A 15,678-nucleotide genomic window follows, 5' to 3' on the forward strand; every position below is an offset into this window, starting at 1 on the left:
TTTTATTAACTCGTTTACTTTTCGTTACGAGCGGAAGCTTTCATCGAATTCAACATTTGATGAAGTTTCTTTTCGGATGGGCGTTGACCCATTTGCATCATCATTGTGCGTAACATTTCTTCGCTAATCGGCGGGTTTTGCTTGAGATAATTTTGCATATAGTGCCGAGCACCAAAGAAGCCACCAGTCAAGCCAACCAACACGCCGACAACGACGATTAAAATCCAAATACCAGTTGACACAGTCATTCCCCTCCCTTAAACAGTCTTCATTAAACTAGTCTACACAACTTAATTCTAAAAGAAAAGGAAAATTTACGTTTTCGCAAATTTTCCTAGCACGGTTTAATCATCACGCAAGCCGCGATCACGTTGGACCTGGCGTACCTTTTCGGGGGTAACTTCCTTACCCTCTTTATCGTAGACTTGCAACATTTCCACTTGTTGCCGAAAGCCTGCGCGAAATTCTTTTAAGTATTTCGCCCGTAAATCCTTACGTTCGATTTTTTCTAATTCAGTTAGCCCTTCAGATTTGGCCTTTTTAGCCAATTCATTAATGCGGCCAATGAGTTCTTTTGAAATCAAATTCGTTCACTCCTTTCAAAAGCAAGAATAGAATACCTGATTTCCGAACATAAATCAAAAAAATTGTTTTGTCAACCGAACGCTTGTTTGAAAATTAGTAACGCCTATGCTACAATTAAGCTACCAATTAATGAAAACTAAAAATGAGGTGCCAAGATGAGTAAAACATCGGAAAGCAAACAAATGGCCGTTCTGCGTTTTATTTATGATCGAGTCAATGAAAAAGGATACCCGCCAACCGTTCGTGAAATTGGCGAAGCGGTTAACTTATCTTCAACTTCAACGGTGCACGGACACATGGCGCGGCTGGAGAAAAAAGGGTTGCTAGAAAAAGACCCGACTAAACCGCGGGCCATTGAAGTCACTGCAGCTGGTTACGAAGCACTGGGGGTTGAAATCAATCCCCACCAGATTCCAGTCCTCGGAACCGTAACTGCGGGACAACCAATTCTAGCAGTCCAAGAAGCAACCGACTATTTTCCAATGCCTAAAGAACTAGAAACCTTCGGCAGTGACTTATTCATGCTAACGATTCGTGGCGAAAGTATGATCAACATCGGTATTATGGATGGTGACCAAGTGATCGTTCGCCGGCAATCGTTCGCTGATAATGGTGATATTATCATCGCCATGACTGACGAAAATGAAGCCACGTGTAAACGATTCTTCAAAGAAGCCGATCACTACCGGCTCCAACCAGAAAACGATACGATGGCCCCAATTATTTTAACTAATGTTTCAGTATTAGGTAAAGTCGTGGGTCTTTATCGTGACATGCTCTATTAAACTCTAAGCGCTGATCAGCTGATCGGCGTTTTTTTGTTACAAATATTTACTGGCTTCGCGTCGGGCTAATGTTGATAATTGGTGACTTTGTAGAAAGTCGCGAACCCAAGCTGGTTCAGCCTTGCCATAGTCACGTAGCGCCCAACCAATCGCTTTTTGAATAAAGAACGCGTCGTCGAACAAATTAGCGGTAATTGCTTGCGTCAAGTAGGCCCGGTTAGTCGCAGTCTTTTGCGTTAACTGTAACGTAATCCCAACCCGGCGCAGCCACATGTCCTCAGCGGTTAGATATGCTGGTCCCAAGGTCGCTAACGCTTGATGTTGCCAAATGTAAGTGGCTAAAACTTTACGCCAAGCATCCACACTATCCCACCACGCTTTGACTGTTACTTGCTGCTGACACCATTGATACTGTGCTAAAGTCAGCCGGCGAACGTTGGCCAAAGCCAAATCAATCGCGACGTATTGATATTCACGTTCCGGTTGATCGTAGTAAAATTGCAACCAATTTGAGAATTCAGCTGACGTTAACTGCCGACTAGCTTTGATCACAGGGCGCGTCAGTTGCCGCCGTTCGCTCGTCTTAACACCTAAAAAGTCAAATTGATGACGCATATAGGCTGCCATTGCGGCCTGGTTAGCTTCGTGTGGCTTTAAAAATCGCGTTGGCATTTTCCCGTTTCACTCCTCAAAAAAGACGGTCAGCAACTGCCAGACCGTCTAGTTAATATAATTTAATCCGTTACAACATACGTTTTATTTGCGGTAATAAAGTTACCGTTGTCAAGTACGAAACGATAAGCCCCACCGGCTGATTTTTGAACACCAGTAACGTTTAACGTCTTATGCTTTCCATAGCTGGCCCCGGTCTTTGTCTTGAAGTTCACATCGTCATAACCGCGAACTTTTTTCAACGTCTTAATTTGACCACTTGCGGGCGCGGTATGATAATATTTCGTTGCTTTACCCTTAATCCAGCTATTGACCGCTGATGAATCTAAAATCTTATTCATATCAACATTACCGCTAATGCCGCTCACGCGACCGGTCGCGGAATATTGCCAAAGATCAGCCTTCAACTTAGGTTTGGCTGAATAGTTCGCAATCCAAGTGCCATCAAACTGACTGGTCTCAAATTTAACCGTGCTAGCAAACCATTCTCCAGAATATAAGATTAACTTTTTGTTGGTCAACTTACGCATTTCAGTGACCCAAGCCGTCGCATACTTACGTTCGGCTGCACTTGAAACGCCACTCATATGCTTTTCATCATCTAAGACAAAGAATTTAGCTTTTGAGTTACTCCGGCTATAAAATTGCCGCGCTTCGGTTTGAGCGTCTTTGACACTCGTAAATTCTGCAAAGGTGTATTGGCCAAATGGGACACCATGTTTCGCAGCACCATTCGCATTCACATTACGCTTAGTATCAATCGTTTCACCACCATGTTGGACTCGGATGATGGCCATCTTCGTGACTTTAGCCGTTTTAGCCCAATTAATATTACCTTGATATTGTGAGACATCGATGACTTTATTAGCACTCGCAAAAGCACTCGTACTAATCCCCAACGCGATCAATCCACTAATACCCGCAATAATTAGGCGACCTAACTTTCCTTTTCTCATGAACACACTCCTATTTTTAATGATTAACCCGATTATACAACGTTAATAAGGCAATGCTGGGTCAGTTGTTTTACAGTTTCTTAACAATTAAGACATGTCTCCAGTTAGTTGAACCCTCTTCCAATGGTATAATAAATTAGTCTATTAAATCTGGGGGAGTTGATTTTGTGTTATTTTTAGCAATCATTGGTATCATCGTGTTTTTACTAGCTTTGTTCTCACTAATCTCCGCACGTCAAAGTGGAAACGGTTGGAAATTTTTAGCGACCATTACGGTGCTGAGTGCATTGGTGACGGCGTACGCCACCATCAAGTTACCATTCTGGCCGTATAATCATCCTAAGACTGAGAAAACCGCGACTAGTCAAAAATCGTCATCAACGGCGACTTCGGCTAAGCTATCCTCATCGGAAGCCGTCTTTAATGAAGCTAGTCAAAAAAAGGCCGCGGCTACAACTAAGCTTAAAGAAGACAGTATTTTGAAGCAATTGAAGGCAAATTACAAGTCGATTGGGACCTTTACGTTGGATCGTGAGACTAAGACTTTTACCTTAATGCCAACAAACAAGAAATACGTCAAGTCGCTTAAAATTATCAAAAAGTATCCCGCTAAGAACCAAAAAGCCTTGACTACGGTGACGACAAATTATGAATCGTTATCAAGTTCAATTAAGAAGAATCTAGCTAAAGGCTATACGATTCGAGTGTTGCAACCGGGCACTAAAAACACCACGTTGCTCAGCTTAAAAGATGGTAAAGTTCTCGTGAATAACTTAAAAAAATAAAACGATCAAAAATAAGCCAGCTCCAATCAAAAACTGATTGGAGCTGGCTTATTTAATCACGCTTTAACTTTGTTGACGATCTAAATATTGACGCTGTTCATTTAGTTGACCAGTCAGGACGAAACGGTGTGGATCATTAGCGGTTTCAATCTGCTGATCAGTTGCATTTAATTGAAGCTGTTGTTTAAATAATGTTTCATAAGTTGCCACATCCACACGTTGTCGACGCGCTAATCGTTGTGGCAGCCCTAAATCCAAACCCGTTTGATAATCCGGTTGCAGCCGAGCCGTATAAAATTCGCCTTCAGCACCGGAGCCGTAACTAAACAAGCCAATTAAATCGTTAGCCTTTAAATTGGCATCATTCAATAGTAGTGACAACACCCCTAGATATAACGAGCCCGTATATAAATTACCGACTTGGCGACTAAAATAACGATTATTTTCAAAGTGCGCCAATAACCGGTTTTGTTGTGCTGAATCGGCGGATGGTAAGACACTACGCAATGCCTTTAATCCCATTTTTGTATATGGCAAATGAAAAGTCAAAGCCGTAAAATCATTGATCGACATTGACTGCTGTTGCAAGTATTCTTGGAAAACATCTTGGAAATAATCAATATAGATGTTAGACGAATATTTGCCATCAACTAATGCATTTGTATGATACAACGGCCGCCAAAAGTCCATAATATCTTCACTCAACAAGACCGAATCATCGTCCAACGCTAAGACTTGCGGATCAGCACTCACCAACATCGCGACCGCCCCGCCACCTTGGGTTGGTTCACCCGGGGTATGTAACCCATATCGAGCAATGTCACTACCAATCACAAGCGCTTTTTTAGTTGGATGTACCCGGATATGGTCAGCTGCCAATTGCAACCCCGCCGTTGCCGCGTAACAGGCTTCCTTCATCTCTATAGTCCGAACGCGCTTTGATAACCCCAATAAACGGGCCACATAAATTGCCGTTGCCTTAGAATTATCGATACCAGATTCAGTCGCCACAACCACCAAATCAATCGCCGCAATATCTTCGGCTGTCAACATGGGGGCCGCGGCATTAGCCGCTAAGGTGACCACATCTTGACTCGGCGGGATCACAGCCATCTTAGACTGGCCAATCCCAATTAAGTATTTATCAGGTGCAGCTTGCCGTGCTGTGGCTAATTCAGCCATATCTACGTATAAATGTGAGGTTGCAAAATGCAACTTATCAATGCCAACTTTCAACTCATTACCTCCATTTGTTTATACCAATTATCCCTTTATCTTCAGTTAACCTAAGTAATGAAAATCAGGGTCATTGCCCTTTTTGTCACACGCAAAAGCTTGCGTCAGTTCATTATGAAACGTCACTAGAATCGCCGGGGTCGCCCACGTTGACGCAGCCCAAAAGACGGTATCATCGAAATCGCGATTATCATTAGGATGCCGATAATACCCCCGTTGATCATCCCAAATTGTCCCATGGGTGTTTAACCAATCTTCCGCCAGCCCAGCTTGAACGACAGCAATAACGTCTTGATTATCGCGAATCAAGGCACTGAGCTTAGCCCAATCTAACTGCCGATCATGTTCCTTAGGCCACTGTGAGCGAGTGCCTAGTGGGGTATGTTGTAAGGTTATTGGTGTTAAATCAATAAAATCCATTCGAGTCACCACCCTTGTCTAGTTTACCTGAAAGTAAGGTCTAAAAGAAAGTTTATTGGTCGTGACTTAAGCTTTATTTACGCCCCCGTCTGACTAGCTTTAACGTGCTTAACAATCAAGATTTCAATAAAAATAATTTCTAATTAACCGGGACTGTACAGGACCAATCGACAATTCCTGATCATCGGCCTTAGCCTAATATCAATCGCTTGGTTTAACCAGTGAATGTTGATTTTATATTTCTTGATTACTAGATCAGATGTCAATCAACCACTTTTATAATAAAGGTATACAAGTATCCTGAAGCATATTATAATTGAGGTGAAATCGTTAGTTAATTTGGCTTACCACATTAAGGAGGACCAAGCACATGTTCACTTTGGGGAGAAGCAAGCAATGTTGGCTTAGTTTATTAGGACTTAGTTTAGGTTTCATCATAATGATAGCGATTACAGTTAGACCAGTTAACGCTAGTACGTTAACGGAGCTGACAACGACGAGTAGTGTCATCAGTCCACCACCAGCCACACCGTTACCAACCGCACGCGCAGTCACATCACTAGTGGCCCCGGCCACCACAGCCGATCCGATTACGGGCACGTTTGGAACGAGTCCATGGTCGCTGCAAGATGGTATCTTAACCATCGGTGCCGGTGATTTTGCTTCGCACTCCGGTAACACCTCACCTTGGAATGCTTATAGTTCACAGATTACAACAATCGATATTACGGGACCCGTTAATTTTAATACCAACGCCACTGGAATCTTTGGCAATTTAGGCAATCTTACTGCCATCAACGGTCTCAGTTATATCAATACCAGTAAAACCACGATTATTGATGAGCTCTTCTATGCTGACTCACAGTTAACTGACCTCACCGGCATTGAAAATTGGCAAACCAGTAACATCCGTTCCATGAATCGCACCTTCTTTGCCACCGCGCTGGTTGGTACGCTTGATTTAAGTCATTGGGATGTCAGTTCATTAACCAACACCTCTATGGCCTTCTCACGTACTGGCGCGCTGGGTGATAATAGCGAGCGGTTATTCAAACGGTTAGATTTATCCGGCTGGAACTTTAAAGCTAGCAAAGTCAGCTTATCAATGTTTGGTTATCAGTTGCAGGTCTTAGATTTGGATACATCTAATTGGGAAAATACGAGTCATATTTCAAGTATGGACAGTATGTTTACCGTTTCTAGCTTGAGTAGTATCGACCTGTCATCTTTTGATATGCGTCACCTAGCATCCTCTTCTGGTGGGACTTGGAGAATGTTCACTATGGCTTGGAACTTGAAAGTCCTCAAACTGGGCCCCTATTCTAAATTAGCCGGGACCGGCTTACCTGATGTCAATGAAACCAATAAGTACACGGGTTATTGGCAAAACATCGGCACCGGGACTACCAATCATCCTAATGGCGATCAAGTCTTGACAACTGACCAACTGGTTTCAGCCTATGATGGGACAAAAACCCAAGCCACCGATACCTTTGTCTGGCAACCCAAAGCAGCTCAACCAGTCACCGTCCATTATGTTGATGCTAATGACCCAATGACTGAGATTCAGACGGCAACTAAAATTACCGGTGCTATCGACGACCCGTTTACCGTTACGCCGCCAAAAATTGACGGTTATACGTATCAAGGCACTCAAGATGACGCTGCGCTAACTGGGACGATCAGCGGCACCGCCCAAAGTCTCACCTTGCTGTACGCCAAACAAGGCCAAGTCACCGTGCACTATGAAGATTCTGCTGGTCAAAAATTAGCCCCTTCAAAAACAATGACGGGTGACATTGGCAGTGCCTATACAATTGAGACCCCTACTATTGAAGATTACAACTACCAATCAGCTTCAGCTAGTTTATCTGGCAACTATACGACTGCGGCCCAAACCATTACCTTGACCTATACCAAAACCATTAAGACGGGAACGGTCACCGTTAACTATCATGACGAAGCCGGCCATTCAATTGCAACGGCTAAAAAGATGACGGGCGATGTGGGTACGGCTTTCAAGATCGATCCACCAACAATTGCCGGTTATACCTACTTAGCTGGTGATTTGGCTGGCACTTATACCGCCGCGGACCAGACTGTGACACTAACCTATCGTCAATTACCAACTGAGGGTCAGGTTACCGTCAATTATTTAGACTCAGCCGGGCACGTATTGGCCGAACCGACGACCATGACTGGCAAACTCGGTAGTCAATATACGATTGAACCTAAGAAAATTACTGGTTACACGTATCATTCTGGTGACTTAACCGGAACCTATACCACCACCAGTCACGCAGTTAACTTGATTTATCAAAAAGAAGCCGCTCAAGGCACCGTGACCGTCAATTATGCAGATGAAACCGGTCGGCAATTAGCTGCGCCAACGACGCTAACTGGTAAAGTCGGTGCTGCTTATACGATTGAGAAGAAAGCGATTGACGGGTACACATTCCATCAAGGCGACCTCAATGGGACCTTTGCCGAAACTGCTAAAACGGTAACCCTCACTTATCGAAAAAACGCCGCTGCTAAAGGCAACGTGACCGTTAATTATCACGATGATCAAGGTAAATCGCTGGCACCGACTGAAACCTTGTCGGGTGACGTAGATACGCCTTATACAATTAGTCAAAAAATCATTGCCGGCTACACTTACCAAAAAGCAACTGACAATTTGACTGGAACCTTTACAGCTACGGCTAAAACGGTGACCCTAATTTACCAACCAACGACGGTCCAACAAGGACGGGTTAACGTGAAATATCAGTCGGCATCGGGGCAGCCAGTCGCCACTGATCAGACTTTAACTGGTGATCTTGACACGACATATACGATTACGCCGCTTAAAATCACTGGTTATCAGTATCAACAAGCAGATAGTCCCCTAACTGGCAAGTTCAGTAGCCACACACCAACTGTTACGTTGACCTACACGCCGGTTGCTGCCGATTTAGGTCAAGTTACCGCTAATTATTTAGACCTAGACGGCCATGTGATTGCGCCATTAACCAGCTTAAGTGGCGCTTTAGGAACGGCTTATACGACTACTGCTAAAGTGGTGGCTGGTTATACCTATGTTAAAACCGTTGGCGATCCTACTGGTACATTCAAATTACAGCCACAAGTGGTTAATTACTTCTATCAAAAACAAGCCCCAAGTAATGATCAACGCCAATTAACGGGGCAAGACTATACCATGACCGTTAACGGTCCAGCCCCAACCGTTACCGACTTTAAGGCCAAAGCTAAAGATAAGGATGGCCAAGCCCTAACCGTGACTCTTGATCTTAGCCGAACAAATCGTCATAAGGTTGGGACTTATCCAGTGACCTTGAGTACCGCGGATGGTCAGACACTAACGGTGAAGTTAATTGTGATTGCCGCCACAACTGATGGCGATAATGATGCGGCTGGTGATACAATCAATCCTGGTAAGAAGCCGGGATCATCAACAGTAACTAGTTCCAAGCCAACTACGACCGTTAAACCGACCCCGTTGCCTAATAAGTTACCAGCGGCTACGACTTCGGACATTACTAATAACAAGAAGTCTAACACCAACGCTGAATTACCAGCTACCGGTGAAACGATGACTTCTTTAGCAGTGATACTTGGATGGTTAGGTTTGCTAAGTTTTAGTTTCATTTACTTCCGACGTCATTAAAATTCAATAGTCATTAAAATTCAATAGTCATTAACAGCACCGACTGATGGGGATAAGATGGCCCCATCAGTCGGTGCCGTTTTAATTTTGAAACTTTTTGTAAATTCTGGCTTGACCTGGGACGGGTTTCATAACTTACAGTATAGGTGTGTTAAGGAAGCGCTTAATCACAACGCCAATAAATCTATCTGGAGGTTATATCATGAGACTATTTCGGCGGTATCATCAATCTAACTTAAAAGCACCGGTCACTGGCACGCATGTCGATCTAAAGTCACTTGCCTCCAATTCGGCGTCACAAGTGATGTTAGCGATTAACCCAACGACTAACGAGGTCCATTCGCCGATTCATGGTGAAGTCACTGCTATCAGTCAACACGCCATCAAGTTACAAGACTTAGATGGTCATAATTATTGGGTTCATTTGAATCAAGTTCTAAATCAAGTCAAAACAACTATCTTCGACTGGCAAGTCCGCGTTGGTGATTCTGTCTCGCCGATGACCTTGCTAGGCACTTTAAACCTAAAGGCCGTCCAACAGGCCCACCAAGCTGTGGTCGTCACTCAAGCAACGTTGGACGCCAATGCGAATGAACGAGAATTGACAACTGGGATGGTGATGCAATATTGACACTCTTAATCACATTAATGATTATTCGGTTTATTCGTGGCAAAGTGACTGCACATCAAGCTACGAACCCGGTTCATCACCCAGCTATTCACTACTTGCATCGCCAAACGCCGGTACAGTTGGATCATTCAGCTGATTCTTCGCGGCAAGCTAGTTAAAGACGATATCATTTTATTACTACTTACACAAAGTCATTACAGTAACTGATTCATAAGTATACATTATATTTTATGAGTATTTGCATTCTGTAATTAATTATTCCATATAACAACGAAACCCAGTTTTAAATGACTGAGCTTTTTGTCATGCATTCAGGGTTTCAAACATTCACAAAAAATCGCACTAATTCATTTAACCGTTCTGTATTTCATACAAACTATAATCATATGATTGAGCTTACAATACTAATTATCTCCTACCTACTTTATCAAATAATCATTTAAGGTTAATAAAGTTACTGACTATTCGATACAAACATCGTACAATTAAAAGAGCCCTAATCAAAAGATCATAAATTTCAGCATTGTTTATTAGACGATATTGATACCTTCCTAAACAATTCTGGTAAAATCAAGCCCAAATCCAGGCACATATCATGATCAAAAGTTATATTAGCTGTACTGAGACAATTCCATGTAATCTTAATATTCCACACCTCAAATAAACGTATAGCTTAAAACCTCAATACATATTTTCAACTAAAAAACTACCGAAAGAACACTAGGAATCGAGAAACAAAAGCTTCAATTTCTTAAATTGAAACACTGACCAAACACTCAAGTCAATAAAAGGTGAAACTATTTTGGAGGAATCATTATGGCAAAGCACACACGTTTACGGGGAATAGCAAGCGTCTTACTTGCGCTATTACTTATATTTACTTTGGTTGGCTGTTCACAGAAAAAAGCAACTAAAACTAAATATTATGATAAAGATTTTATTTCTGCTTTAGAAACAGGTCTTCAAAACCGCTGGGAAATTACAGACAGCGTGAAAGATGCATCTAAAGCTTCAAAAGATATTTTAACCAAGTCAGTCAACGCTGAATTGAATGCCGTTAAAACCTATAAAGATAAAAAGTTTAAAAACGACAAACTACATGAACAAGTCATTACCTATCTGAATGCACTTGAAGATCAAAAAAAGGCACTTAAAGTCTTTGACAAATCAAGCTTTATCACCACATGGAATAAAGCTTATAATACCCGGACTGAAATGATCCTTAAAATCAATTCGAAATATAAGCTTAAGGTCGCGCCAAAATATGAAGACGACTTAACAGAGTTAACACGCAACGGAGATTCAGTTGCTAAGAATGACAAGAAAGCAGCTGCAATAGATGAGATTATCAAAACTATTAAGTTCAAAAAAACCAAAGATGATGGCTATAACTACACATATGATGCCAAAGTCAAGAACACGTCTAATTATTCATTTAAGACTTTCGGGATTAAAGTAAAGCTTATGGATTCCAGCAAGACTGTCGTCAGTACCGAACCCGTCTTTACTGATGAATGGGCAAAAGGTCAAACTAATCAATTCGAATTTATGACCAACAAGAAGTTCACTTCATACAAAGTTATCCACGATTACGTTAACTAAGCTTTACATTAATTTTGTACACTTAGGTATATTTAAAAAAATTGTGCTTATACACCCACGTGGCTTCCGCTTTCACTCATGTCGTCATCCGCACGTAGTCCTACTATTTCCAGGATTGACCCATATTGAAACCTCTAAGTCATAGTAATATTACAATATGCGCTTACCTAATTGATGAATATAAACAAAAACGGACAAAAATCATTACTTCATTGTCAGACTTTAAGTTATCAAAGCCTAAGTTAGCCAAATGACGTGCAAATAAAAAATCAGGGATTTCGCTAAACGTTGATTTAGCGAGATTCCTGTTTTTTAAATTTACCGTAGTACAACTTAATAAGGAGAGTACAGGATTTGAACCTGCGCGCCGGTATTAGCCGGTTCGCCGGATTTCGAGTCCGGTGCATTACCACTCTGCCAACTCTCCATGTGGTACTTGAATAGTATAGCATAATTTTTGAGTAGAACAAATATTTATTCATAAAAAACTTGACCAACCTGCCCCTCAATTTCACTTAAAATAACAGAAACCAGTCCCAATAAACGTACCTTAATAATGTGACTAACAAAACTGTCAACATTAGCTTAAGGAGGTTGCATGACCCTGTACGACCATACTTTAAAAAGGACTGATTAATGATGTACAATTCTAACGAAACTCCCGCTGAAATCAAAGGCTGGAACTGGGGCGCCTTCATGTATCACTATATTTGGGGCATTGGTAACCATACCTACTTGCCATTATTATGCTTAATTCCGTTTTTCAATCTTATTTGGATTTTTGTCTGTGGCGCTAAAGGTAATGAATGGGCTTGGCGTTCTGGCGACTATCACGATGTTGAGACTTTTAAGAAAGTTCAGGCTACTTGGAATCTAGCTGGGCTAGTGGCATTTCTCTTCACCTTCATTACTACCCTAATTGCGGTCTTTTTCTTCTGGACTGCCATTGAATCAATCCTCGCATTGGGTTAAGTTAATTAGTATGGCAATCAGCCTATACAAAACCCATAAGTCTCCAACTTAATATCATAACAAAAAGGTCACTAAATCAAAAAAATGATTTAGTGACCTTTTTAAATTAACGCTAAAACTTCATCAAACTCAACATATCATACTTCTTAAGTTTGTCACGGCCATGTAAGGCTTCCAATTCAACTAAGAAAGCCGTCCCAACCACATTACCGCCTAGTTCTTCAACTAATTGGATAGTCGCTGAGATCGTCCCACCAGTAGCTAACAAGTCATCGGTAACCAAAACATTTTGACCAGGTTTGATCGCGTCTTTATGCAAGTAAAGCGCTGATTGACCGTATTCCAAGTCATACGTTGCTTTGACAGTTGGTCGTGGCAACTTGCCTTTTTTACGAGCGGGGGCAAACCCAACGCCCAATTCGTAGGCCACAGGGCAACCGACAATAAAGCCGCGTGCTTCGGGGCCCACAATCATATCAACTTTTTTATCACGTGCAAACTTCACAATTTGATCCGTAGCTTCGCGGTAGGCTTCGCCATCGGCCATTAACGGAGAAATATCCCGAAAAATGATACCGGGTTCCGGATAATCCGGAATACTAGCCACATAATCTGTTAAATCTAATGCCATTGCTTATAAACAGCTCCTTTAATTCTTCACTGCAGCTTGGGCCTTGACCCAGGTCTGAAGCGCTGCAGATTTACTATACAAAAGAGTTTCTTCAGCGGCGATTTGTTGCTCACGCAGCTGATAACTAGGGGCGTGATGTAAATCCGCTTGTTGAGGATTCGAAACTCCGTTCATGACACCATCATTTATTTTAACAAATCCGACCTCAAAAAACACCTGTATCATGAAAATAAGCAGATTTCGGTCTAAATGAAGATGACCGGCCACCAATGACAATTGATGATGAATGTCGACATCATGGTTAACCGCCACGAACTTAAACAACTTTGCGAACTGTTCCCGCTTCGGCATTCCTGCCAAATAAATCGATTCCCGCCGATACAAGTATAACGTTAATTGATTTAATGGCAACTGCGCTAACACCTGGGTTAAGTCAGCTAACGTATCTGGACAATCGACGATAAAGACCGGTTGATCTTTAGCAACCGTAGCGAGTTCAATACTGGGATCATTGGCCAAGACGGCTTTAGCGTTAGGCTTCATGTAATCGGCCAGCCGTTGCATCAATTTTTGATGGAAGAACACATACACTCCGGGAGCGCTAAACTGTTGCGCACTCAGGTGTTGGGTCCGGGCATCAATAATTTGACTACCACTAACCGCAATATCTTTAACCATCAATTGTGGCTTGGTCTGCCCATTCCAAGTATTAGCACTTAACTCACCAACAACCGTTACTTGCGTCGGACTCGCTTCAATGGCTTGAGCGGCAGCACCCATTGAAAAGGCAATCGCATCGACTTGATGTTGACCATCACTCAATTGTAATTTTAAATGCTGCTTATCCGACCCAATGGCCCGCACTTGCGGCACCGCTGTCGGTTTGAGCTCAAATAATGGCGCGGGATTATCCGTCCCAAATGGGGCTAGTGCCTGCAGTGCCGTCAGCGTGTCTAATGACGCATCGGCAATCGCTAACTCGCCATCCAATTGTAAGATTGGTTGGGCGTGCTTTGACAGCTCGACCTTAGTGGCAGCCGTTTCTAGCGCGGTCTTCAAGGTCTCCAGTTGATCGTGCATCACGGTCAAACCAACTGCCATGTGATGCCCACCAAACGCAACTAAACTATCACGAATCGGATCAATTGCCGCAAACAAGTTATAGGCTTCAATACTGCGGCCACTACCCTTTAAGCGTCCAGTTTCATCCTCATTCAACACTAAGGTTGGTTTACCGGTAGCTTCCACAATTCGACTGGCCACAATGCCTAAGACCCCTTCGTGCCAGTTTTTACCAGTAATCACTAAAGTTTGCCGAGCTTGATTATCCGTATCATTGGCTTGATCCAAAGCATTTTCAGCAATATCACGGACAAGCCCTTGTCGTTTTTCATTCAATTGATTAACTTGGGTGGCCAATTCAGTTGCCCGCGTTTCATCCAAAGTGGTCAATAGTTCAACACCACTTTGGGCTGATTGTAATCGACCTAGCGCATTCAAGCGGGGCGCAATTCCAAACCCAATACTCGTTGCATCGAGTTTTTCAGGATCTAAGCCGGCCGCTTTAATCAGCGCCGCTAACCCAGGCCGCGTTGTTTGCTGCAAGACTTTTAAGCCCAGTGTCACTAACGTCCGGTTTTCGCCCGTTAATGACACCAAGTCGGCCACCGTCCCAATCGCCGCTAGATCTAACAATTCTTCGGGCACTTCTTCTAGTAACGCCGTCGCAACTTTAAAGACTACTCCAGCACCCGAGAGATCACCAAAGGGATAATCGCCGTCGGGATGTCGCGGATGTACAATCGCATACGCCTGTGGTAAGGTGGCCGGTAGCTCATGGTGATCCGTAACCACCACATCAACCCCTTGTGCTTGTACCGCATCAATCACGGCATTGCCCGCGACTCCGTTATCAACCGTCACAAACAGCTTAGTTCCCGCCGCAATTAGCTTGTCAAATGCCGCCTGATTAGGGCCATAGCCGTCTTTAAACCGGTCGGGAATGTAGTAGTTCACGTTAGCCCCAACTTGGTCCAACGTCTCAAACATAATCGCCGTACTAGTTAACCCATCGGCATCATAATCCCCATAAATGGTAATCTGATCACCGGCAACAATCGCAGCCTGAATTCGTTCAACGGCGCGCGCCATATCATGCATCTTCAGTGGATCATTAAACGGTTGCTGATCAGCCTGTAAAAAGGTCTGAGCTTGGGCTGGCGTTGTGATTCCGCGCGTGATTAACAACTTTGCGACTAACGGTGGCACGTTAACCGCCTGCGCCAGGTCATCAATCGCAGCTGGCGTCACGGTCGTCTCTGGAGTCATCCACTTCTTCTTAGCTGCTAGCATGGCATCCTTCCTTTCAAATACAATTTAGTTACTTGGTTACAGTCGGTTGCGCACGCTTATCACGAGTTTGCTTTCCTTGATTATTCAATCGTAAACTCAAGCTTTTATTTTCAGCCGTTAATTTATCGATTTGAGCCTGTGCTTCAGCCATCGCCTGCTTATGTTCATTATTTGTCTTAACTGAGTTAAAGGTTGCCATCAAAACTGCGATTGCGACCCCCAGAATCAATGTCATCACGATGACTAAGATTAATGGCCAATGCACTGTAGTAAACCCAAAGCTGACTTCAACTGGATTAATATTCATAATTGCAAATATCACAATAATCAAAACAATCACTAACGCACTGACTAACCGCCATTGATTTTTCATTTCTAAAC

The 15,678-nt window shown here is 42.9% G+C and carries 16 protein-coding genes and 1 tRNA gene; 7 read left to right on the top strand and 10 right to left on the bottom strand.

Annotation, left to right across the window (positions count from 1 at the left end):
* Positions 1-14: 14 nt before the first annotated feature.
* Positions 15-248, bottom strand: coding sequence for a YneF family protein (locus FFM80_RS07095; protein ID WP_137640174.1), 234 nt, complete (start codon positions 246-248; stop codon positions 15-17).
* Between the two features lie 96 nt (positions 249-344).
* Positions 345-584, bottom strand: a complete 240-nt coding sequence (locus FFM80_RS07100; RefSeq protein ID WP_137633979.1) for a DUF896 domain-containing protein — start codon at positions 582-584, stop codon at positions 345-347.
* 156 nt (positions 585-740) lie between these two features.
* Between FFM80_RS07100 and lexA the strand changes: the two genes are divergently transcribed.
* A complete protein-coding gene (lexA, locus tag FFM80_RS07105) occupies positions 741-1,370 on the top strand; it encodes a transcriptional repressor LexA (RefSeq protein WP_137633978.1) in 630 nt (209 codons plus the stop codon).
* A gap of 36 nt (positions 1,371-1,406) precedes the next feature.
* Here the strand turns inward: lexA and FFM80_RS07110 are convergent, their stop codons facing one another.
* Together FFM80_RS07110 and FFM80_RS07115 are read right to left on the bottom strand one after the other, a co-directional pair.
* Positions 1,407-2,042, bottom strand: a complete 636-nt coding sequence (locus tag FFM80_RS07110; protein ID WP_137640175.1) for a DNA alkylation repair protein — start codon at positions 2,040-2,042, stop codon at positions 1,407-1,409.
* 62 nt (positions 2,043-2,104) lie between these two features.
* Positions 2,105-2,998 (bottom strand): GH25 family lysozyme, encoded by an 894-nt coding sequence (locus FFM80_RS07115; protein WP_137640176.1) that lies wholly within the window; start codon positions 2,996-2,998, stop codon positions 2,105-2,107.
* Positions 2,999-3,165: 167 nt separating this feature from the next.
* On the opposite strand from FFM80_RS07115, the gene FFM80_RS07120 reads away from it, so the two are divergent.
* The gene (locus FFM80_RS07120) at positions 3,166-3,783 is read left to right on the top strand and encodes a hypothetical protein (protein ID WP_137640177.1); all 618 of its coding nucleotides are present in this window, start codon (positions 3,166-3,168) and stop codon (positions 3,781-3,783) included.
* 63 nt (positions 3,784-3,846) lie between these two features.
* On the opposite strand, the gene FFM80_RS07125 is transcribed toward FFM80_RS07120, so the two are convergent.
* Both FFM80_RS07125 and FFM80_RS07130 read right to left on the bottom strand, forming a co-directional pair.
* Positions 3,847-5,019, bottom strand: coding sequence for a hydroxymethylglutaryl-CoA synthase (locus FFM80_RS07125; protein WP_137640178.1), 1,173 nt, complete (start codon positions 5,017-5,019; stop codon positions 3,847-3,849).
* Positions 5,020-5,064: 45 nt separating this feature from the next.
* Positions 5,065-5,439: a hypothetical protein gene (locus FFM80_RS07130; RefSeq protein WP_137640179.1), complete on the bottom strand. Its 375-nt coding sequence runs from the start codon at positions 5,437-5,439 to the stop codon at positions 5,065-5,067.
* A gap of 439 nt (positions 5,440-5,878) precedes the next feature.
* Between FFM80_RS07130 and FFM80_RS07135 the strand changes: the two genes are divergently transcribed.
* From FFM80_RS07135 to FFM80_RS07145, 4 genes are all read left to right on the top strand, one after another.
* On the top strand, positions 5,879-9,109 hold the full coding sequence (locus FFM80_RS07135) for a MucBP domain-containing protein (protein WP_171001052.1): 3,231 nt from the start codon (positions 5,879-5,881) through the stop codon (positions 9,107-9,109).
* A 202-nt stretch (positions 9,110-9,311) separates the two neighbouring features.
* Positions 9,312-9,740, top strand: coding sequence for a PTS glucose transporter subunit IIA (locus FFM80_RS07140; RefSeq protein ID WP_137640181.1), 429 nt, complete (start codon positions 9,312-9,314; stop codon positions 9,738-9,740).
* Positions 9,737-9,898, top strand: coding sequence for a hypothetical protein (locus FFM80_RS14470; protein WP_171001053.1), 162 nt, complete (start codon positions 9,737-9,739; stop codon positions 9,896-9,898). The genes FFM80_RS07140 and FFM80_RS14470 overlap by 4 nt, the downstream gene beginning before the upstream one ends.
* Before the next feature lie 658 nt (positions 9,899-10,556).
* Positions 10,557-11,342: a hypothetical protein gene (locus FFM80_RS07145; RefSeq protein WP_137640182.1), complete on the top strand. Its 786-nt coding sequence runs from the start codon at positions 10,557-10,559 to the stop codon at positions 11,340-11,342.
* A 339-nt stretch (positions 11,343-11,681) separates the two neighbouring features.
* Here the strand turns inward: FFM80_RS07145 and FFM80_RS07150 are convergent.
* Positions 11,682-11,769 (bottom strand) — tRNA-Ser (locus tag FFM80_RS07150).
* A gap of 209 nt (positions 11,770-11,978) precedes the next feature.
* On the opposite strand from FFM80_RS07150, the gene FFM80_RS07155 reads away from it, so the two are divergent.
* A complete protein-coding gene (locus tag FFM80_RS07155; protein WP_137640183.1) occupies positions 11,979-12,314 on the top strand; it encodes a ribonuclease G in 336 nt (111 codons plus the stop codon).
* Between the two features lie 112 nt (positions 12,315-12,426).
* Here the strand turns inward: FFM80_RS07155 and FFM80_RS07160 are convergent, their stop codons facing one another.
* The 3 genes from FFM80_RS07160 to FFM80_RS07170 are packed head-to-tail and all read right to left on the bottom strand — an operon-like array spanning position 12,427 to position 15,670.
* Positions 12,427-12,945 carry an adenine phosphoribosyltransferase gene (locus tag FFM80_RS07160; protein WP_137633969.1) on the bottom strand — a complete coding sequence of 173 codons (519 nt, stop codon included), beginning with the start codon at positions 12,943-12,945 and terminating at the stop codon, positions 12,427-12,429.
* 18 nt (positions 12,946-12,963) lie between these two features.
* A complete protein-coding gene (gene recJ / locus FFM80_RS07165; RefSeq protein WP_137640184.1) occupies positions 12,964-15,297 on the bottom strand; it encodes a single-stranded-DNA-specific exonuclease RecJ in 2,334 nt (777 codons plus the stop codon).
* A gap of 28 nt (positions 15,298-15,325) precedes the next feature.
* Positions 15,326-15,670, bottom strand: coding sequence for a LapA family protein (locus FFM80_RS07170; protein ID WP_137640185.1), 345 nt, complete (start codon positions 15,668-15,670; stop codon positions 15,326-15,328).
* Positions 15,671-15,678: the final 8 nt, after the last annotated feature.

The organism is Lactiplantibacillus dongliensis (genome assembly GCF_005405105.1).
GTDB lineage: Bacteria > Bacillota > Bacilli > Lactobacillales > Lactobacillaceae > Lactiplantibacillus > Lactiplantibacillus dongliensis.